This window comes from Colwellia demingiae (assembly GCF_007954275.1).
Lineage (GTDB): Bacteria > Pseudomonadota > Gammaproteobacteria > Enterobacterales > Alteromonadaceae > Colwellia > Colwellia demingiae.
In genome coordinates this window covers 222499-244099 of sequence record NZ_VOLT01000006.1, presented here as the reverse complement: position 1 = coordinate 244099, position 21601 = coordinate 222499, and the positions used below count along the sequence as shown (strand labels likewise).

Sequence of the window (21601 nt, the reverse complement as noted above, 5' to 3'; positions counted from 1 at the left end):
GGTATACACTGTGAATAAATCTCAACTAATCGAGAAAATTGCTGCTGGTGCAGACATTTCAAAAGCTGCTGCGGGTCGTGCATTAGATTCATTTATTGGCGCTGTAACTGATGAATTAAAAGATGGCGAGCAAGTTGCTCTTGTTGGTTTTGGTACTTTCTCTGTACGTGACCGTGCTGCTCGTACTGGTCGTAACCCACAAACGGGTGCTACTATCCAGATCGCAGCTGCAAAAATACCATCTTTCAAAGCTGGTAAAGCATTAAAAGACGCATGTAACTAGTCACCAATTTGGGCTAAGTTATACCGCGTATTAGAAACCACCTTTTAGGTGGTTTTTTACTTTATCCCCCAAGTAAAAATAAAAACTTTGCATTCAGCACATGTAGTGCTTCAAGCAATGCTATACCAATTGCACTAATGAATTGGCCAACTTAGAGTTATATAAGCGAGCTTAGAACAAACAAAATTTCTTAAACATAGTTATTCTATATTTTATTTATTTTGTGCTGTTATCAGTTTGCTAATAAACTCCCAAGGGCGAGATTAATAGGCTTACATGCGGCATTATTGACTTCGACAATGGAATAACCATTCTCCTCAATCAATGCCTTGCCTCTAAGCCTTTTAATTCTCGCTAAGTGGTCAATAAATTAATGCACTTGGTATTATCATCTGCTAAAATCGCGAGCAACTTTACTTTAAAGATACTTAAGTCTAGAATTTTTAGGCATAAAAAAAGAGAAATAAATGTTAGAAGATATTCGTGAAAAATCGCAGGGATTAACTGCCAAAATTATTCTTGGTCTGATTATCCTAACCTTCGCTGTTGCAGGTGTTGGAAGTTATACCAACTCAGTTGATACTTCAGTAGCAACTGTTAATGGTGAAGCAATCAGCCAACAAGCATTTAATAAAGCTTATCAAGCACAGCGTGGCCGAATGGCGCAACAGTTTGGTGAAATGTTTGATACCTTATCTAATGATGCTAATTATATGGCTAACTTTCGCCAAGGTGTTTTAGATAACCTAATTAATGAAAAATTAATTGATCAAAACAGTGAAGCTCTTGCTATTCGTGTTTCTGATCTTCGTTTGAAAGAAACTATCCGTAAGATGCCTGAATTCCAAGTTGACGGTACTTTTGATAACAATCGCTATTTAGCAATTATTAATCAAGCCGGTTTCTTCCAATCATCAGATTTCCGTGATTATTTACGTGTTGAAATGACTCGTCGTCAGTTAAGTCAGGCATTAATTGCTACTGAATTTAACTTACCTTATCAAGAGAAGTTACAACTTGCGTTACAAAATCAAACACGTGATATCAGATTCGCTACAATTTCTGCAGAGCAGTTTAAAGCGACTATTGAATTAACGGATGAAGAAGTAAATAGCTACTACCTAGCTAATCAAGCTCGCTTTCAAAATAAAGAACAAGTTAAAGTAGACTATATCAGTTTAAATGTTGCTGACCTTGCGAAAGATATTAATGTTACTGATGAAGAGGTAGCTAAATATTATCAAGAGAATGCAGCAAGTTTTACTGAAGAAGCGCAGCGTCGTATTTCTCATATCCTTATTGAATTTAATGACGGTAATGATGAAGCAGCGAAAACACAAGCACAAACTGTACTAACCCGCCTTGAACAAGGTGAAGATTTTGCCGTACTTGCTAAAGAAGTATCTAATGATACCTTTAGCGGTGAGAATGGTGGTGATCTAGAGTGGTTAGAGTCAGGTGTAATGGAAGAAAGTTTCGATGAAGCAGCGTTAACATTACTCAATGTTGGTGATATTAGTCAATTAGTTAAAACTAGCTTTGGTTATCACGTACTGAAATTAACTGATTATAAAGAAGAAGTTGTAAAAGCTTTAGTTGATGTACAGGCTGAGTTACGTAGTAAATTAAGTAATGATCAAGCACAAGAAAAATTCTTTACTTTACAGCAAGAAATGGCTCGTATTAGCTTTGAATTTCCTGATAGCCTAGAAGATGCCGCAGCAGAGGTAAATGTTACTATACAAACGTCTCCTTGGTTATTACGTGGTGGTAACAGTGCTCCTTTTGATCAAGCTAAAACAATTGAAGCCGCTTTTTCAGAGATAGTTTTACAAGACAACATGAACTCTGACCTAATTGAAATTAATGATGATGTTGCCCTTGTTCTACGCCTTAATACTTTCCAAGAAGCTAACGTTAAGCCTTTATCTGAAGTTGAAGTACAAATTAAAGATATCTTAGTAAACCAAAAAGCGACTGAAAAAGCTCAACAGACAGTTGACTCATTATTAGCTGATTTTAATGCAGGTACCGACATTTCTACGCAACTAACAGCTCTTAGTACTAGTTTTGTTAACAAAGAGAAAGTTGCCCGTTATAGCCCTGAAGTTGACCAAAGTATCAGTCGTGCAGCATTTGTTTTGCCACATCCTGTAAGTGGCGTTATATCGGCGTCAACAGTTGCTTTGAGTAATGGTGATCTTGCTCTTATTGAAGTTACAGCAGTGGGTGTCAACGACGTTGCCGCTACTCCTAACTTAGCTCAGCAACAAACTTCTCAGTTAGCTAAGTCAGCTTATCAAAGCTTTGTAAACTCATTAAAAGTGGGTGCTGAAATAACACGTAAGCAAGTTGCTGAACCAGTAGCTGCTTATTAATAATCGAGATAGTTAGTCGCATTTGCGACTAAAAAAGCCAATCGCAGTAACCTGCGATTGGCTTTTTTTATGTGTTATGTTTCACGAAAGATTAAATTTATTAAATGAGTATACGGGTATATAAACTTAAAAGAAAAAATTGTAGTTTATTTAATCTGGAAGTTCTGGCTCATCATTAACTTCTGAGTCACTTTATGTTGAGGGTTACGCATTACTTCAATGGTTTTTCCTGATTCAACTACCTCACCTTGCGACATTATCATTACATCATCACTAAAGTGGCGAACAATACCTAAGTTGTGAGAAATCAAAATATACGCTAACCCCATCTGCTGTTGCAAATCGAGTAACAAGTTAATCATTTGCGAGCGTAATGAGGGGTCTAATGCTGCTAATGCTTCATCTAGGATGATTACCTGAGGTTGTAATATAATTGCCCGAGCAAGTGATATCCTTTGCTTCTGTCCACCAGAGAACATATGAGGGTAAAAATTCATGTGATCGCCAAGCAGACCTACTTTTTGTAGCGTAGTCCGGATTAGATTTTTACGCTGTTTTTCATTTAATACCGTATTAAGTATTAATGGCTCATCGAGTAACTCTTGAATGGTTAAGCTAGGGTTTAAGGTCGTGCCAGAATCTTGGAATATCATCCTAATATGCTGACATCTTTGTTTAAAATGTTGGTTTTTTAACAACTGCCCATTTAAATATATTTTACCCGTGGTTGGCGTTTCTGCACCAACTAATATTTTTGCCAAGGTTGACTTACCTGAACCTGTTTCGCCAACAATTGCTAGGGTCTTCTTTGCTTCAATGGCAAAAGATAACGGTGATAGGGCATTCAACTTACGCTTATGGTACCAGTGTCCTTTGAGTTTGAAAGATTTTGCTATGTCCTTAACATCTAATAAAACACTCATCTTAATGTGATCCCTTTACTTTTTTCCCTGTTTCCCTAAGTAAAGGGAAATGACAACTTACTTTATGGCCATGGTAATTACTCACTGTTGGCGCAGCTACACAAGTTTGTTGTGCTCTTGGACATCGAGGACCAAGTCTACAACCTATAGGCAAATGTTGCAGAACGGGAATACTACCCGGTAAGGTCATCAGTCGAGATTTTGTCGGCAGCTGTAAATTGGCCTTGGTACTACTATCGACTAAAGCACGGGTATAAGGATGCATAGGTTTATTAAATATTTGCTCAGTGCTGCCGGCCTCAACAAACTGACCGCTATACATAACGGTAATGGTGTTGGTCCAATGGGTAAGGTTTTCTAAGTCATGGCTAATTAATAGAATAGACATGTTCTTCAATTGGTTTAAATTAGCAAGTAACCTAAATATTTGTCCTTGGGTTGTACTTTCCATTGCCGCCGTAGGTTCATCGGCAATTAATAAAATAGGTCTACCTGCAAGCGCTATTGCTATCATAACACGTTGACAAATAGCTTCAGTCAGTTGATGAGGGTAGCTATTAATGCATTGTTCATGCTTCTTAATGCCTACTTTGTGCAGTAACTTTATTACCGCTTCTTTACGTTGTTTCTTGCGTTGCCAAAAGTAACCAGACAATTGTGAAGTATCAATGGCTTCACTTAACTGTTCACCTATCAAAGTTGTGGGATCAAGGCAGCTCATCGGCTCTTGGAAAATCATCGCGATATCACGACATAATAAGGCCTTACGATCATCAATGGACAGACGTAATAAATCGATTCCTCGCCAATGAAATCGGTCAGCATGAACATGCCACTTATCTTCTAAAACACCAATAATGGCTTGCGCTAATAGTGATTTTCCTGAGCCAGACTCACCCACTAATCCGCGTACTTCCCCTTCTTTTATCGATAAACTGACCCTGTCTACAGCCAATACACGACCACTGGGTGTATCAAGCTCAATGGATAAATTTCGGATGTCGAGTAAATTCATAAGCTCTACTTACGCGCTCTATTTAAGGGGATGGTTAATGTTTGAAAAGACAAATCAATATTGCCTATTACTACTGCAATGGTTAACAATACCATTAATTTTCCTTACGCAACTTGAGTGCATGGCGAATACCTTCACCGACTAAATTAGTAGCAACAACAGCAAATAAAATGGCTAAGCCAGGTAAGTAAACTGTCCAAGGTGCTATATAAAAACGCTCAAGACCATTGGCTAAAATAGCACCCCATTCAGGTAAAGGTATTTGTGCCCCTAAGCCTAAAAAACCTAATGTCGCTATGTCTAATATTGCAGCAGATTGCGCAAGAGTAGCTTGACTCATTAAACGTTCAACAATATTTGGAAACACTGAGTAGTACAAAATACGAAAATTACTGGCCCCATCAAGACGTGATGCGAGCACATAGTCTTTTCTAAACTCTTCTTTTACCGCATACCGGGTAATGTGAATAAATTGCGGAATAAATACAATCGCTATTGCCCAGACTGTATTACTGATACCAGGCCCTAGAATAGCAACAATAATAATAGCGAGTAATAGTGACGGAATAGATAATACTACATCGAGGAAATGATTTAAAAAACTTGATTTAAGGCCTCTAGTTAACGCGGATAAAGAGCCAATAACCACGCCAATAACCAGAGAGAAAATGACTACAATAAAGCTTAAACCAAAGGTAAGCGATGTACCGTACATTAGCCTAGATAACATATCACGGCCAAGTTCATCAGTACCTAATAGATAACTAACATTGCCATCTGTATGCCAAGCCGGTGGTAATAATATCATTTCCAAATTACCATCTACTGGGGTGTAGGGGGCTAATATTGGAGCGAAAATAGCGAGTAAAATTAAAAATATGAAACAACAAAAACCAATCATGGCAACAGGAGTTTTGCGAAAAATGCCCCATAATTGCATGAACGGAGAGGGAAATACCTCTTCAAGATATATTTTTTCACGAGCCATGATTATTACCTCGCGCTAATGGGTTGAGAGCTGCATAAATAAAATCAGTTAAAATATGAACAATAAATATAAAGCAAGAAAGCACTAACAAACCACTTTGAATGGCAGTGTAATCGCGCTGGTAAATACTATCTATAAGCCAACGACCAATACCTGGCCAGCTGAAGATAACCTCTGTTACCATTGCGATAGTGACTAAATTAGCAAATTGTAAACCCACATGGCGTATTATTTGTATCAGTGCGTTTCGTATGGCATGTCGAAATATTATTTGCTGAAAACTTAAACCTTTGGCGCGAGCCGCTCTGATATAACTGGCGGCTAATACTTCAATCATCGATGCCCGTGATAAGCGGATGAAAATAGTTGCGGGTGCTAAAGCGATCACACAGGCAGGTAAAATCATATGGGCGCTAGCATCCCTAAATGCTTGCCATTTGTAAGGGCTATCGCTAAGTAAAATATCAAAAAATTGAATACCCGTGACAAACTCTATTTCAAACAGAAGGCTGATTTGACCTGCTGAAGGCAACCAGCCAAGTCCTATTGAAAATACCAGTATGGCTAATAGGCCTAGCCAAAAAACAGGAATGGAATAACCCAGCATAGCCAGTGATAAAATGACATTGTCACTGGTTTTATTGTGCTTTATTGCCGCTATAAATCCAAGAGGAATACCTACTAACATAGCGATAAGTAAAGCGACTAAGCTCAGCTCTATGGTTGCAGGTAATAATTTTATTATTTCATTGCTAATCGGTGATTGGCTCGCCATTGATTGACCAAAATCACCATTAAGAATATGCGTTAAGTAAGCACCATATTGATTAAAGATACTTTTATCCATCTGGTACACTTGATTCAGATGAGCTAACTCTGTTGCTGTAGCATTAATCTGACCCGAGTGATTAATGACAGTGTCACCAGGAAATAAAAAGCTTAAACTAAATGATAAAAGAGTTAATACCAGCATGGTAAAAATAAATAAACTTAACCGGCGTAAGGTAAAGGTAAGCATATTAGTTACTCGCCTTATCAGCTATCTCAGGCTGAACTACGTTTTTAACTTCATTATTTATCGCCTTTTTAGCTGCATTATAAAAACTGATGCCGCCAAAGTTTGAAAGTATATCACCTTCGACATCTATCCCACGGGCTTGAAAACGTTTTGAATGGGCAATAGCTAATAAAGGCATTTCTTCATTAATTATTGCCATAGCCTTAGCATAATAGCTTTTTCTTTTATTCATATTCGTTGTTTTAAGTGCATTCTCCAATAATTGGTCATATTCTTTATTACACCAAAATGTACGGTTATTACCTAGTTTGCTCGCTGAGCAACTGAGTATAGGGGTAAAGAAATTATCGGGATCGGGATGATCTGCAGTCCAGCCGAGTAAAAAGCTTTGATGTTCACCCTGTGACAAACGACGTAAAAAGGTGCTCCATTCATAGCTAACAATCTTAACGGTTACGCCAATTTTCTTTAGGTCAGCTTGGATAAGTTTTGCCATCGTTACGGCATTTGGATTGTATGGTCTTTGGACAGGCATTGCCCATATGTCCATCGTGAATCCTTGGGGGTAACCAGCTACTTCGAGTAAAGATTTAGCACGAACAGGATCATAACCTAATTCAGGTGTGTTTTTATCATAAGCCCATGAAGTTTTGGGTAATATAGATTTAGCCCATGCAGCTTGACCTTGGTAAACTGTTTCAATTAATGCCTGCTTGTTTATCGCTAAGCTGATGGCTTGGCGAACAATTTTATTATTGAAAGGTTCTTTTTGAGTATTAAAACCAAAGTACCCTACATTTAATGAAGTAATCGATTCTAATTTTAAATCGCTTCTTTCTGCAATTTTTGCATGTGCTATGGGGTAACTACTGACATCACACTCTTTTGCTAAGAGCTTAGTTAAACGGCTCGTTTCTCTAGGGGATATATCATAAACAAGCTGCTCTATTTTTGCCTTTTCTTGCCAATATGCTTCATGGCGATAGAAACGGATTAATGAACCAACACGGTAATCTTTAAGTTTAAAAGGGCCAGTACCAATAGGAAATATATCAATTTCATGCCCAGAATTTTTATCTTGGAGTATTTGTCCATATTCTTCAGATAAAATTACAGCAAAATCAGTCGCTAAATTAGCTAAGAAAGAACTATCATTACGTTTTAGAATAAAACGAACAGTAAAGTCATTAATTTTTTCTATTTTATCAACAAGCTCTGAAAACTTTACACTTTGAAAAAAAGGATATTGATTTCCTGATACATGATGAAAAGCGTGTTCTTTATCTAAAATTCGGTTAAAGCTAAATAAAACATCATCTGCATTTAGCAATCTGGTTGGGGTAAAGTAGCTTGTTTGATGAAAACTAACATCTTGGCGCAAGTAGAAGGTGATTTTTTTGCCGTCACGGGTCACATGCCAAGACTTTGCTAAAGAAGGTGCTAAAATGTTGTTTTTACCTTTATAAACAATCAGGCTGTTATAAAGCTGCTTAGCTGTAGCATCAGAAGTTGTGCCTGATGTGCTGAGCTGAGGATTGAATGTTTCAGGAGAACCCTCAGAGCAATAGATAATACTACGCTCACTTAAAGACAATTTATTACCTTCATTACAACCTGTTAAAAGGCTCACGAAAGCCGCTATTGTTAGCGAGAATATCGATTTAAAGTTCATCGGTAATACTACCATCAAGCAAGTTATATTTTTTTAGATAGCCCCTTAATTGATGATAAGTTAATTCGAGTGCTTCTGCGGTTTTCTTTTGATTAAATTGGCAATGAGCTAATGCTGTTTGTATTAATTCTATTTCATACTCTTGTGATAGTGTTTTTAATGACTGAGGGAATTGTTGAGTCACTATTTTCGGTGCTACTTTAGCACTGTCGACTGTTGAAGGTGCAACTGTAGCGGTATCATCAACTGCGTTATCACTCGATGAAACACTACTTTTATTGAGTTCGTTGACTCTATCATAAGTTTTAATTCGTTGGTTCGGCCTAAAGGGAGACTCGAATGGGTCAATGATGAGTTCATGAACGGGTAAATGTGGATTGTTACAGCGATACACACTGCGTTCAACGACATTTTTCAATTCACGAATATTACCCGGCCAATGATATTCAAGCAGGCTGCGTTTAGCTTTTTCGGTAAAACCACTAAATAATTCAAACTCAAGTTCACGGGCCATGTTCATGGCAAAATGTTCTGCGAGCATTATTATGTCGTCTAAACGTTCTCTAAGTGGAGGTAGGGTAATAACATCAAATGCTAAGCGGTCTAATAGATCTGCTCTAAATTGCCCTGATGCTGCTAACGTAGGTAAGTCTTCATTGGTTGCAGCGACCAAACGAACATCGCTATTAATTGTTCTTGAGCCCCCAACACGTTCAAATTCGCCGTATTCAACTACGCGCAGTAACTTTTCTTGAATAAGGCCTGAAGTATTGGCAATCTCATCTAAAAAGAGTGTACCTTTATCCGCACGTTCAAATCGTCCTTCATGACGCTTATTGGCGCCAGTAAAAGCGCCACTATCGTAACCAAACAATTCTGTTTCAAGTAAGTTTTCATTTAATGCGGCACAATTAAGCTTTAAATAGCTCTGTTCCCAACGTTTAGATAGAAAGTGTAAACGTGCGGCAACAAGCTCTTTACCTGTACCTCGTTCACCAATAATAAGTACTGGTTTACTTAACGTCGCAACTTGGGATATTTGCTCGAGTACTTCTAAAAAGCTATTTGATTGGCCAAGAAGGTTATCTTGTTGGTTAAAACGCGCCATAGTAAATTCAAATGTTGGTTTATTTCACTAACAAATAGTGTATTTTATTACTTGATAGGTTGAAAGTCTTTTTTTAATAAAAAATAAAGTCTTTAAAAACAACTTGTTATCCTTGTTTAGAAAGTTGGCGTGAAACATGAATGTCTTGAAGAAGTAATTCAACGCTAAGTTAATGCTTAGTTTAAGCAAAGTAAATACAGTTTGGCATGATTTAGCCATCAGTTGAGGAAGTTGTTATGGGTATTTTTTCAAGATTCACCGACATTATTAATTCTAATATTAATAATTTATTAGATAAAGCCGAAGATCCAGCAAAAATGGTACGCTTGATCATTCAAGAAATGGAAGATACCTTAGTTGAAGTGCGCTCTAGTTCAGCAAAAACACTGGCAGATAAAAAAGAATTAGCCCGCCAAGTGGACCGTCTTGAGCAAGATGCTGAGCAATGGCAAGCAAAAGCTGAATTGGCTTTAAGTAAAGATCGAGAAGATCTAGCTCGTGCTGCTTTGATGGAAAAGAAAAAGAGCAGTGAAAGTGAGCAAGCCTTAGTAGATGAGTTAGCGCATACCAATGAACATCTTAGCAAGTTACAAGGTGAAATCTCGCAATTACAAGATAAGCTTAGCGATGCTAAGGTACGTCAAAAAGCAATTGTTATACGTGAAAAATCTGCGAGTTCTCGTTTAAAAGTAAAAGAGAATATTCATAGTACACGTGTTAATGATGCCCTAAGTCGTTTTGATCATTATGAGCGTAAAGTTGATGATATTGAAGCGGAAGTTGAGTCATATGATTTAGGTAGCAAGTCGCTGGCAGATGAGATAGCGGGTCTTGAATCAGATGAAAAGGTTGATGATGAATTAGCGCAGTTAAAAGCTAAGATGAAAAACGACCAAAAATAACATCACAACATCAAGAAAACATAAATAAAACTATCGGTAGAATAGATTAAAGGAGAAGTATTGTGGAAGAGATCATTGTCGCACCCGTCATTATTTTTATGATTATTGTTGCTCCAATATGGCTGGTTTTGCATTACCGCAGTAAAAAGCAAGTTAGCCAAGGTTTAAGCCAGGAAGAGTATATTCAATTATCAGAATTATCAGAAGTTGCAGATACCATGGCTGATAGGATTCAAACCCTCGAAGCGATTTTAGATGTGGAGACCCCAAACTGGAGAACCAAATTATGAATCGAAAAAGAGGTGAGTTATATCGTAACGCTGAGCAAGGAAAGATAGCAGGTGTTTGCGCTGGCATAGCAGATTACTTTGGTTGGGAAACTTGGTTAGTTAGAATACTAGTGGTATCGGGTGTGTTGTTTGGCATGCCGTTTCTTATCTTAGGATACGTAGCTGCTTGGTTTATTCTAGATAAAGCGCCAGAGAAAACAACGAGTGGTAATCACGAGCCAGGTGAAAGTCAGTATTCAAAACGCCATCAACAAGGAAAGAGAAAAGTTGATGTAAGTAATGAGTCAATCAAGGTGAAAGCTCGAATTTGGCAAGCAGGTGAACCACCTAAACAAGCACTCTATGATATTCGTCGTAAGTTTCGTTCGCTAGAAGGAAAAGTACAGGCTATGGAGCAATATGTTACATCGGCGGAGTTTACGGTTTCTAGGGAGATTAATAAGTTGTAGATGTTAAGAAAGCTGTCAGTAGACAGCTTTTCTATTTATCAGTACTAAAAGACGTTTGTTCCTATAGTTAAGCGCTATATTTCTAATAAAAATCAATCAATCAGGTGTAATTTTAATTAAAAGACCTTATTATAAAATTACGTTAAAAGCAGATCTAAATTTATAAGTTATCAATTCGTTATGGCATTAATAAGTAAATCAATACTGAAGAAGCGTGGCTTAGATAAGCTAAAGCATAAAGCCAATGAGTTACTCAATCGCACTATCGATCAGCATGTAACGTTGGCGGTTACTGGGTTAAGCCGTAGCGGTAAAACAGCATTTATTACTTCACTGGTGAACCAATTAATCAATGAAGGTAATGGCACTAAACTTAGTTTTTTTGACCCTGTTCATAATGGTAACTTTATTGCGGCTAAGCGTGTGCCACAAAAACACTACCATGTGCCAAGGTTTGATTATGACTCAGCAATTAGCTCTTTAACGTCAGAGCCTGCAACTTGGCCTGAACCGACTCATGGTATCAGCGAATTGCGCTTAGCTATTCGGTATCAGCCTAAAAATTCAATACTAAAATATGCCACAGACATGGCAACACTGACATTAGATATTACAGACTACCCAGGTGAGTGGTTACTTGATTTACCCATGCTTAAGCAAACGTATCAAGAATGGTCACAGCAAACATATTCATTAATGACAAGTTCGCCAAGGGCAGAGCTTAGTCATAGCTTCTTAGCTAAGCTAAATAAAATAGACCCCTTTGCCTGTGCTAGTGAAGAGCTTTTATCAGAATTAGCGCAAGAATATACCGTGCTATTACACACTTTTCGCCATCAATTAGGTTTGTCAGTCATCCAGCCAGGTCGGTTTATATTACCTGGTGACTTAGCCGGTGCACCTATTCTAGAGTTTTTCCCTTTACCCGGTTTAGATAAACTTGATGGTAATGACTATCAAAATGCACCTGATGATAGCTTTATTGGTATGTTGCGATCACGATACTTGGAATATAAAGAACAGGTAGTGCGTAAGTTTTATCGTGAGCACTTTCTTCGTTTCGATCGACAAATAGTACTTGCTGATTGTTTAAAGTCATTGAACAAAGGTAAAGAAAGCTTCGCCGATTTAGAGTTAGCGATGTCGATGATTTTAGAAAGTTATAATTATGGTAAATCAGGTTTCTTTTCCCGTTTATTTTCACCAAAAATCGATAAACTACTTTTTGGTGCAACCAAAGCTGACCATGTCACTCCTGAGCAACATGGACCCATGGTGGCATTACTGAATCAATTGATTCACCAGAATAAGCAGCATTTAAACTATGAATCAGTGCAAGTTAAAACGTTAGCTATTGCTTCTGTTAAAGCAACCCACTCAGGTATGAGTAAGCATAAAGGAGTCGATGTTCCTGTTATTCAAGGTCAAAGCATAGGTCACGCTAACTTGGAAGAATCGGCAGGTATCTTTGGTCAAAAAATCACTGTGTTTCCAGGCGCAGTTCCAAGTCAATTACCTAACGATGATTATTGGCAATCGAATAGTTTTAATTTTATAGAATTCGCACCATTAAGTGGACTTAATAAACAGCAATGTTTACCGCATGTGCGAATGGATCAAGTATTACAGTTTTTACTAGCAGATAAAATGATATGACCACTAAAGATAATGAAAACTTACAACAACAGCAAATTCTTTTTAGCGAAAGTGATTCTGTCACAGAGCAAGGTAAAGACCCCTTCAAAGACGGGGAGGTCGGTGCTACTTTTACCGAACAAGTCGTTTTTGATAATGATACCTACCTCCATATGTCGCTTGATGAAAATGGACTCGATGAACAGAGGGAAGCTGAACTTAACGATGAGCAGCTTCATCAAGATATTGATCTTGTACAGGGCGGAAAACGTTCATGGCTGTGGCGTACCATAGGTACTTTATTTGTAATTTTACTCGCTATTGAAGCCGTTGATTTTTTTATCGCAGGTTTCGAACAATCCCCGATAGTTACTAGTCTTTATGCGTTGTTATTAGCCTCGTTGACTCTAGTCAGTGGAAATTATCTATGGCGTGAGTTCATAGGGTTGAGACAATTTAAAAATCGTCAAAAAATGAAACAGCAAGCAACTGAGTTGTTACTAATAGATTCAGAGCAATTAACGGAGAACTCCAATAAACGCGGGAGAGATTTTTGTGAAAATATTAGTGATAACTTACCTTGCGATTTGGTTTTTGACTGCCCCAAAGAGCAGCAAGTTTGGCATGATGCGTTAGCAGCTGATTATAGCTCTAGTGAATTAGTTCAACTCTACTCACGTGTGGTATTAAGTAAAGTTGATGAAAAAGCATTAAACGAAGTTGATAAATTTTCTACCGAAGCGGTTGTTTTAATTGCTCTAAGCCCCGTTGCTTTAATAGATATGTTGATTATGTTATCGCGTAATTTACGTATGATAAATAAAATAGCAGGACTTTACGGCTTAAAATTAGGGTATTGGAGTCGTATTAAGTTAATAAAGCAAGTTTTTGTTAATATGGCTTATGCTGGCGCTAGCGAGTTAGTTGCTGATTTTGGCAGTGATATGTTGGGTGCCGAATTGTTAGGTAAGTTATCTGCCCGATTTGCGCAAGGATTGGGTGCTGGAATGCTTACGGCGAGGTTAGGCGCTAAAACAATGGAGCTATGCCGACCTATACCTTTTAAAGAAAAACCAAAGTTAACGCAAGTCCGTAAAAAAATTGCTCAGCAAATTAAAACCTTAGTCAGCCCTTCAAAAAAATAGCAGCACAATAATATTGTGCTGTAATTAATCATGTAACCTTTCATGTACAACAAATGCCTTTGTTTGTTTTTTGACCGTTTCGTGTTGCTTTATTTTATCTCCCTAGATGTCTTAAGATGAATACAGTAATAAAACAAAAATTTAATTCATTAACACCTTAACGTTAAGGCGTTTATGAAAAAATTATTTTATAAAAACGATAACAACGTCGCTTAAGAAGAAAGGTAAATAACATGGCAAAAGGAACAAAGTATGCTTCGAAGGTACCTGATGAACATGGCTTCATACAGTGGTCTACAGAAGAGAACCTCATTTGGCAAGAGCTGTTCACTCGTCAAATAACATGCATTAAAGATAAAGCGTGTGATGAATATCATGAAGGTTTAGCAAAATTAAACTTACCGACTGACCGAATACCTCAACTCGATGAAGTAAGTAAGGTCTTAAAAGCATCTACTGGTTGGGAATGTTACCCAGTTCCTGCATTAATAGGTTTTGGCGAATTCTTTAGATTACTCTCTGAAAAGAAGTTTCCTGTTGCTACTTTTATTCGTAGTAGGGAAGAAATGGATTACTTGCAGGAACCAGATATTTTTCATGAAATATTTGGTCATTGCCCATTACTGACCAACTCATCATTTGCAAATTATACCGAAGCCTATGGAAAAATGGGCTTAAATGCGACTAAAGAGCAGCGCGTGTTTTTAGCGCGCTTGTATTGGTTTACTATTGAATTTGGTTTGCTTGATACACCAAAAGGGCTGCGTATATACGGTGGTGGAGTGCTTTCTTCTCCTGGAGAAACCGATTACGCCATGAATAATACTGACGTTGATCGTAAGCCTTTTGATATATTAGATGTCTTAAGAACCCCTTATCGAATAGATATTATGCAGCCAATTTACTATTTGCTAACCAAAGTCTCTGATTTAGATGACATTCGAAAATTTGAAGTTGATGACATCATGGAACTGGTTGCTGAAGCAGAAGCACTTGGTTTGCATCAGGCTAAATTTCCGGTAAAACAAGCCAGTTAATATTTCTATAAAAAGTAAAAAATACTAACTCAGTACTAACTCAGTACTCATTCAGTGATGATTAAATAATAATTATTGCTAATAAACCTAAAGAATTGATTAAGGATAAATAATGACCGCACAATCAAACAATAAATTAGCGAGCCAAGTCTGTGAAGCTTGTCATGTTGACGCACCGAAAGTAAGTGACGAAGAACTCAAAGAACTTATAGGATTAATTCCTGATTGGGTGCCACAAGTACGCGATAATGTCATGATGCTTGAACGTGAATACAAGTTTAAAAATTATAAATTATCATGGGCATTTGCTAACAAAGTTTCTGAATTAGCAGAAAGTGAATTTCATCATCCGTCAATATTACTTGAATGGGGTAAAGTTACCGTAACTTGGTGGACGCACTCTATTGGTGGTTTGCACAAGAATGATTTTATTTGTGCAGCGAAAACAGATCAGTTGGGTGATTAAATCGTTCCAATAGAATAATTAGCCAAATAAAGACACAGCATATTATACAAAATGTAACTTGGTTAATGTTGTGCTTTCTTATCGTAAAAATTAGTTTACAATAGCCCTTTCTTTAAACTCTAGATTTAAATTCTTGAGTTGAATTCTTGAGTTAAATTCTTGATTAAGGGCTATTGAATGCGTTTGGAAATTACTTGTCATGACCGTGTTGGCATGGGACAAAAAGTATTAGGTATCTTTGTCGAACACGGCATTAATGTACGTGGCATTGAATTAATGCAACCTGGCCGTATTTTTATTAATATTCCCAGTTTAGATTTCTCTGATTTACAAACATTTATGCCACAATTACGCTTGCTTGAAGGAGTAGGCGATGTGAAAACTGCACCTTACATGCCATCTGAGCGTGAAAGAAATGAACTTGCTACCTTAATAAAAACCTTTCCAGACCCCTTTATATCAATTTACAGAAAGGGCAATATCCGAATTGTTAACACCATCGCCTCTAGTATTATTGGTGAGAGTGAAACGTCTCTAGTCGGTCAACACATTAGCTTGTGGTTGAAAGGTTTCAACTTTAATCGTTGGTTAGATGCCAATGATGTACTTGCTCAGACTCGACGTTTGAAATTCCAAGGTGATGACTTTGTCGCGGATATAATGCCAATTCACGTTGCTGATGAGGAAGACAAGCAAGTTCTTGCTGGCGCTGTGCTCATTTTAAAGTCTGAAGCACGACTTGGCCAACAAATGAATGTTTTTAAACAACCTAGTGAGAATACTTTTTCTGGTATTCAAGCAAGTTCAAGCGCAATGCGAAAAGTCATTCGCGAAGCTAAACGTATGTCGTCACTCGACTCTTCAATTTTAATCATGGGTGAAACGGGTACCGGTAAAGAGTTATTAGCAAGAGCGTGTCATGGTGCTAGTGAACGCGCAGAACATCCTTTTATGACATTAAACTGTGCCGCATTACCTGATGATGTTGCAGAATCTGAATTATTTGGTGTCGGTGAAAAAGAGCAAGAATCAAGTAAACGTGGAATCTTTGAACTTGCTGATGGCGGTACTGTATTTCTTGATGAAATTGGCGAAATGTCAGCCAAGTTACAAAGTAAATTGTTGCGAGTAATTCAACACGGCAGCTTTAGACGTGTGGATTCTGAGCAAGAAGTTACCGTGAATGTACGTATCATTAGCTCTACCAACAAAGATCTACTTAATCTTGTTTCAATAGGTGATTTTAGAGAAGATCTCTATTATAGATTAAACGTATTTGGCCTCACATTACCAGCGCTTAGAGAACGTCGTAGTGACATTTTACCACTTGCTGAGTTTTTTATTATCAAAGCCGCACAGCAAATTGGCCGTACCCATCTTAAGGTAAGCGATGACTGTCGTGATTTTATTGAGCACTATCCATGGCCGGGTAATATTCGTCAGTTAGAGAATGTACTAACACGTGCTGCTTCGTTGCTGGAGGGGGATGAGATAGAAACTACCCATTTACAGTTACCTGCTTATACCCGTGAACACGGCTATTTAGAACAAGAGTTCGAAGGTACCTTAGATGCTGCAGTTAAAAGCTTTGAAGCAGATTTATTACGTAAATTGTATCCTGCTTATCCAAGTACTAGACAACTCGCTAAAAAACTTGGCCTTAGCCACACTGCGATTGCAAATAAGTTACGTGAATACGATATTAATAAAAAGACAGTTAAAATTTAATTTTGTTTAGTTGAATTGATATAACTTGGCATCAATGCGTGTATTTTCGACAACTTGATAGTGTAATAAAAGCCGTAAAGAAAATTTTCCGTCTTGTTTTCACTAAGCTGCCACTATTGCTTGGTTGTCAGTGAAAAAATTCGTACCATACTTTTATGCTTTAAATGTATCGATAACTATTAGAAAGGTTTAAGAATGAAACTAGCAACACTTAAGAATAATACACGCGATGGTCAACTGGTAGTTGTTAACCGCGCTCTGGATAAAGCGGTAGTGGTTAGTCATATTGCTGCAACTTTACAAGCAGCTCTTGATAATTGGAGTGAGATTTCACCAAAACTAGCTGAAGTTTATCAATCACTAAATAATGATGAAATTACTGATACTTTAGTTTTTGAACAAACGGCATGTGAATCACCTTTACCTAGAGCTTATCAATGGGCTGACGGTAGCGCTTATGTAAACCATGTTGAATTGGTGCGTAAAGCAAGAAATGCTGAAATGCCTGCAACATTCTGGACAGATCCACTAATGTACCAAGGTGGCTCAGACGCATTTATTGGTCCTCGTGATGATATCTCAATTGCCAGTGAAGAATATGGGATTGATTTTGAATCTGAAGTTGCTGTGATCACTGATGATGTTCCTATGGGTATATCGGTAGAGCAAGCCGCGAATCATATTAAGTTATTAATGTTGGTAAATGATGTTTCTCTACGTAATCTTATTCCAGGTGAATTAGCGAAAGGTTTTGGCTTTTTTGCATCAAAACCTTCAAGTGCATTTTCTCCAGTAGCAGTAACGCCTGATGAACTTGGTGATGCGTGGGATGGCAAAAAATTGCACCTACCATTGACTACACATCTAAATGAAACGCTGTTTGGCCAACCAAATTGCGGTGTGGACATGACGTTTGATTTTCCAACGATTGTTGCTCATGCTGCAAAAACACGACCACTTTCAACTGGTTGTGTTATTGGCTCAGGTACGATTTCAAACTATGACCGTTCAGTAGGATCAAGTTGTTTAGCTGAAATACGTATGTTAGAAATAATTGCTGACGGTAAGCCAAGTACCCCATTTATGAGTTTTGGTGATACTGTTCGCATTGAAATGTTTGACAGTGAAGGCGCAAGTATTTTTGGCTCAATTGATCAAAAAGTGGTTGAGTATAAAGCGCAGTAATTTTTAAGTTGCGGTAAACTTATACATCGGCTTTAACTCAGCTTTTAAAATATAATAAAAAAATGCTAATTATCAACACAGGGCTAACTACAGTAGTTAACTTGGTCAGGTAATTAGCATTTTTGTTTGTAAAGAATAATAACCCTGATAAGGAAACACTATGAAACTTTATGGCTATTGGCGCTCAACAGCAGCGTATCGAGTCCGAATTGCACTGCACTTAAAAGGTATTGCCTTTGAGTCAATCTCAGTGCATCTTGTTAAGAATGGTGGAGAACAGCATCATAGTACTTACAGTGAGCTCAACCCAAATCAATTAGTGCCTACTTTAGTTGATGGTGATTTCTCTTTAAACCAATCTTTGGCTATTATTGATTACTTGGAACAAACTACCAGCGCAAACGCTTTATATCCAAAAGAAGCAAAAAGTAGAGCGAAAGTACATGCTTTAGCGTTAGATATAGCTTGCGAGATTCACCCCCTCAATAACTTACGAGTGCAGCAATATTTAACTAACTCATTAAATATAACCGATGAAGCGAAGCAATTATGGGTTGAATACTGGATGAATGTTGGCTTTATCGCTATAGAAAAGCAATTAGCGAGCAGTGCAGGGCTGTATTGTTTTGCCAATACAGTGAGTGTTGCTGATATCTGTTTAGTAGCGCAAGTTTATAATGCTCATCGATTTAACGTCGATATGAGCGCTTACCCAATTATTAATAAAATAGTCAAAAATTGTAATGAATTACCTGCTTTTATTAACGCATTACCAGAAAACCAGTCAGATGCACAGTAAGAGGGCTCAAACTCGTCGATGCTTTAAAAATATTGATATTAAATAGCCTTCCGTAAAGAAGTCGGCTATTTTTAAGTAATAGATATTCTTAAATAATAAATAGTACAAAAAACCACATAAAAAACAATAAAAAACGTTTTGGTGGTTGCATCACAAGAGAAAAAGCGTTGCAATAATACCTTACTCAGCATTAACAAAAATAATTCGGATGGCAATGGAAAATTCAGAACCTACACAACAACAAGAGCAGGACAAGAGTGAAAGAAACTCAGGTCCGCTTATTATTTTTATTGTTACGTTCATCTTAGTGGCTGTGGCTTTATGGCAGTTTTCGGGTGGAAAAATCGAAAAGCGCCCTATAGACTCAAGTGAATTATTAAAACAAGAGCCAGTGATGCCAGCTTCTCTCACTACACAAGAGCAGGAAGAAGATGAAGAGCTTATAGAGTTACCGCTAACTGTTGCTGTCGAAGATGTAGAGCCGATAGTACAGGAAGTGACTATCATTTTACCAAAATTAGATGAAAGTGATGATTGGTTACAAGCGAAGTTACCAGATTTAACTTGGCGAAATGAATTATTACCACTGCTAATCACGGATGATATTATTCGCCGTTTTGTTGTTTTTACCGATAATTTTGCTCAAGGCCAACTGGCCTATGAACATAGCCTTTTTATTCAGCCTAAGGAGAAGTTCTCTGTTGATGAGCAGTCAATCAATGTTGATAGCGAGCAAAATGTATGGGGATGGGACAGTAAGACAAGCAAGCGTTTTGATCTATACGTTGATTTGCTGCGCTCTGTGGATAGCACAACGCTAGTTAATTGGTATATTGATATGAAGCCATTAATTGATGAGGCATACAGTGAATTAGGTTATGAAGAAGATTTTACTCACACATTGCAAGATGCAATAACCAGAGTACTTGATATGGATCTGCCTAAGTCCACCATGGATGTAACTCGAACCAGTGTAATGTATAAATATCAGGATCCTCAATTAGAAGCATTAGAGGATAGTGATAAACTTCTGTTGCGTATTGGCAAAGAAAACCTATTGATTATTAAGTCGGTATTATTAGAAATTAATGAAAAATTAGCTAAAAAAGTAGAAAGTAAAAGTTAATTTAGATAATAAGAGTAAAAAACAATCAAGTAGTCGTTTTTTTCTAACTTCTACTTGCATCTGTTCAAATGATTAGCGATAATTTGCGCCGCTTTAAGGATATGATTCTTTAAAGCCTCTATGGTGACCCTTTCGGTCCCCTCGCAATGATACTCTGTGAACTCGGCCAGGTCCGGAAGGAAGCAACCGCAGCAGACGACTCATGTGCCGAGGTGTGGCTGATTGGGTTGCCACCAATCTCCCAATAAATCAATAGCTTAGACTCAATATAGCGTAACTGCTACATAGGGTGCTACATGCTTGCTACTAAAATTCCTTATCTTCATTGTCGAAATGGTATCTATTACTACCGAAATCAGTCCGTTTGGAAGTCTTTACGTACCCGTTGTAAAAAAGAAGCCTTTAAATTACTTATAAATGTTCTACACGGCACGATGAGAGAGGTCGATAAATCTCCCATGGAAGTGTCTTGTGATGCTAAAGCATCAAAGCCACAATCGTCTGCTGCGGTTGCTTCTACTCCTAAGTTTGGTTTACTAATCAAAGCTTACTTAGATGAAAACGGTCATAGATGGTCGTTGCGTGAATACACACGTATTGAAAACTCCCTTAAGTTCTTACCTAAAACTAACCTCAATAAAGAAGCTGCTATTGCGGTTAAGCAATCACTGTTAAAAATCAAAACAATACCAACATTCAACCGATACCTTAAATACTTCAATGCTTTCTTTAGGTGGGTTATCGCTAACAACGTAGAGGTGACTATCAATCCCTTTGATGGTTTAAAGGTTATGGAGAAGAAAACATCACAAGCCAGTAAACGTAATGCTTATAACCCAGAACAATTAGCTGAGTTATACAGATTCGCTAATAAGTACGGTAATAAAAGCATTCAGTACTGGTTGATTATGATTGGTCGGTATACAGGGGCGAGAATGAATGAGATATGTCAACTTAAGCCTAATGATATAACATCCGAGGCTATTCATATTCGAGGTGATGTTCTTAAAACGGATAATGCTAAACGCTCAATACCTACACACCCTAAACTGATTGAGTTAGGTATTCTTGAATGGGTAGCTGAATGTAAGAAAGAACGTTTATTTCATGAATGGCGACCAGTTAGAGGGAGCTTTAGTCATGCAGGGAGTCGTTGGTTCAGTCGTAATAATCCATTCAAGTCGGGTATCAAAGGTGAAAAAGCTACCGTAGATTTTCATTCACTGAGACATACGGTGGCTACTGAATTGAAACAAGGTGGTGTAGCTAGCCAATTCGCTGCTCAGATACTTGGTCATTCAAATGGCAATATCACTTATGATAGGTATGGGAAATGCGTAAATATATCAATATTGAAAGAGGCAATGCTGTTTATAAAGTGATGACTGTTATGTGCGCATTGCTGACTCTAGCAATTAATCTTTTTCCCTATATTTTCTAATGCGTAGTTCTAT

Annotated in this window: 19 protein-coding genes, 1 other RNA gene and 1 pseudogene; 15 read left to right on the top strand and 6 right to left on the bottom strand. The window is 37.6% G+C overall.

Going from position 1 to position 21601, the window contains the following annotated elements:
• Nucleotides 1-10 precede the first annotated feature (10 nt).
• The gene (gene hupB, locus ESZ36_RS13570; protein ID WP_011044534.1) at nucleotides 11-283 is read left to right on the top strand and encodes a nucleoid-associated protein HU-beta; all 273 of its coding nucleotides are present in this window, start codon (nucleotides 11-13) and stop codon (nucleotides 281-283) included.
• Nucleotides 284-750: 467 nt separating this feature from the next.
• Nucleotides 751-2661, top strand: a complete 1911-nt coding sequence (locus ESZ36_RS13565; RefSeq protein ID WP_146788882.1) for a SurA N-terminal domain-containing protein — start codon at nucleotides 751-753, stop codon at nucleotides 2659-2661.
• 146 nt (nucleotides 2662-2807) lie between these two features.
• Here the strand turns inward: ESZ36_RS13565 and ESZ36_RS13560 are convergent, their stop codons facing one another.
• The 6 genes from ESZ36_RS13560 to pspF form a co-directional block, all read right to left on the bottom strand.
• Nucleotides 2808-3584 carry a peptide ABC transporter ATP-binding protein gene (locus ESZ36_RS13560; protein WP_146788880.1) on the bottom strand — a complete coding sequence of 259 codons (777 nt, stop codon included), beginning with the start codon at nucleotides 3582-3584 and terminating at the stop codon, nucleotides 2808-2810.
• A 1-nt stretch (nucleotide 3585) separates the two neighbouring features.
• Entirely contained in the window at nucleotides 3586-4599 is a 1014-nt protein-coding gene (locus ESZ36_RS13555; RefSeq protein WP_146788878.1) for a peptide ABC transporter ATP-binding protein, read from the bottom strand.
• Between the two features lie 94 nt (nucleotides 4600-4693).
• Nucleotides 4694-5587 (bottom strand): ABC transporter permease subunit, encoded by an 894-nt coding sequence (locus ESZ36_RS13550; RefSeq protein WP_146788876.1) that lies wholly within the window; start codon nucleotides 5585-5587, stop codon nucleotides 4694-4696.
• Entirely contained in the window at nucleotides 5577-6605 is a 1029-nt protein-coding gene (locus tag ESZ36_RS13545; protein ID WP_146788874.1) for an ABC transporter permease, read from the bottom strand. The genes ESZ36_RS13550 and ESZ36_RS13545 overlap by 11 nt, the downstream gene beginning before the upstream one ends.
• Before the next feature lies 1 nt (nucleotide 6606).
• Nucleotides 6607-8235, bottom strand: coding sequence for an ABC transporter substrate-binding protein (locus tag ESZ36_RS13540; RefSeq protein ID WP_246129103.1), 1629 nt, complete (start codon nucleotides 8233-8235; stop codon nucleotides 6607-6609).
• A gap of 31 nt (nucleotides 8236-8266) precedes the next feature.
• On the bottom strand, nucleotides 8267-9385 hold the full coding sequence (gene pspF / locus ESZ36_RS13535; RefSeq protein WP_146788869.1) for a phage shock protein operon transcriptional activator: 1119 nt from the start codon (nucleotides 9383-9385) through the stop codon (nucleotides 8267-8269).
• 236 nt (nucleotides 9386-9621) lie between these two features.
• On the opposite strand from pspF, the gene pspA reads away from it, so the two are divergent.
• The 13 genes and pseudogenes from pspA (at nucleotide 9622) to ESZ36_RS13470 (ending at nucleotide 21529) form a co-directional block, all read left to right on the top strand.
• A complete protein-coding gene (gene pspA, locus ESZ36_RS13530) occupies nucleotides 9622-10287 on the top strand; it encodes a phage shock protein PspA (RefSeq protein ID WP_146788868.1) in 666 nt (221 codons plus the stop codon).
• 62 nt (nucleotides 10288-10349) lie between these two features.
• On the top strand, nucleotides 10350-10577 hold the full coding sequence (pspB, locus tag ESZ36_RS13525) for an envelope stress response membrane protein PspB (protein ID WP_011044524.1): 228 nt from the start codon (nucleotides 10350-10352) through the stop codon (nucleotides 10575-10577).
• Nucleotides 10574-11026 carry an envelope stress response membrane protein PspC gene (gene pspC / locus ESZ36_RS13520; protein WP_146788866.1) on the top strand — a complete coding sequence of 151 codons (453 nt, stop codon included), beginning with the start codon at nucleotides 10574-10576 and terminating at the stop codon, nucleotides 11024-11026. Before pspB ends, pspC begins: the two co-directional genes overlap by 4 nt.
• A gap of 180 nt (nucleotides 11027-11206) precedes the next feature.
• Nucleotides 11207-12682 (top strand): YcjX family GTP-binding protein, encoded by a 1476-nt coding sequence (locus tag ESZ36_RS13515; RefSeq protein ID WP_146788864.1) that lies wholly within the window; start codon nucleotides 11207-11209, stop codon nucleotides 12680-12682.
• On the top strand, nucleotides 12679-13806 hold the full coding sequence (locus tag ESZ36_RS13510; protein ID WP_146788862.1) for a YcjF family protein: 1128 nt from the start codon (nucleotides 12679-12681) through the stop codon (nucleotides 13804-13806). The genes ESZ36_RS13515 and ESZ36_RS13510 overlap by 4 nt, the downstream gene beginning before the upstream one ends.
• Before the next feature lie 221 nt (nucleotides 13807-14027).
• Nucleotides 14028-14843 (top strand): annotated as a pseudogene (phhA, locus tag ESZ36_RS13505) (phenylalanine 4-monooxygenase); the annotation flags it as partial.
• A 112-nt stretch (nucleotides 14844-14955) separates the two neighbouring features.
• Nucleotides 14956-15309 (top strand): 4a-hydroxytetrahydrobiopterin dehydratase, encoded by a 354-nt coding sequence (locus ESZ36_RS13500; protein ID WP_146788858.1) that lies wholly within the window; start codon nucleotides 14956-14958, stop codon nucleotides 15307-15309.
• Nucleotides 15310-15486: 177 nt separating this feature from the next.
• Nucleotides 15487-17037, top strand: coding sequence for a transcriptional regulator TyrR (gene tyrR / locus ESZ36_RS13495; protein WP_146788855.1), 1551 nt, complete (start codon nucleotides 15487-15489; stop codon nucleotides 17035-17037).
• A 195-nt stretch (nucleotides 17038-17232) separates the two neighbouring features.
• Nucleotides 17233-18222 carry a fumarylacetoacetate hydrolase family protein gene (locus ESZ36_RS13490; RefSeq protein WP_146788854.1) on the top strand — a complete coding sequence of 330 codons (990 nt, stop codon included), beginning with the start codon at nucleotides 17233-17235 and terminating at the stop codon, nucleotides 18220-18222.
• Between the two features lie 160 nt (nucleotides 18223-18382).
• Nucleotides 18383-19021, top strand: coding sequence for a maleylacetoacetate isomerase (gene maiA, locus ESZ36_RS13485; protein ID WP_146788852.1), 639 nt, complete (start codon nucleotides 18383-18385; stop codon nucleotides 19019-19021).
• Nucleotides 19022-19235: 214 nt separating this feature from the next.
• Complete coding sequence (locus ESZ36_RS13480; protein ID WP_146788850.1) at nucleotides 19236-20147, top strand: DUF3014 domain-containing protein; 912 nt, start codon at nucleotides 19236-19238, stop codon at nucleotides 20145-20147.
• A gap of 130 nt (nucleotides 20148-20277) precedes the next feature.
• Nucleotides 20278-20374: signal recognition particle sRNA small type (ffs, locus tag ESZ36_RS13475), an RNA gene on the top strand.
• Nucleotides 20375-20443: 69 nt separating this feature from the next.
• Nucleotides 20444-21529: a site-specific integrase gene (locus ESZ36_RS13470; protein ID WP_146788848.1), complete on the top strand. Its 1086-nt coding sequence runs from the start codon at nucleotides 20444-20446 to the stop codon at nucleotides 21527-21529.
• The last annotated feature ends 72 nt before the right edge of the window (nucleotides 21530-21601 follow it).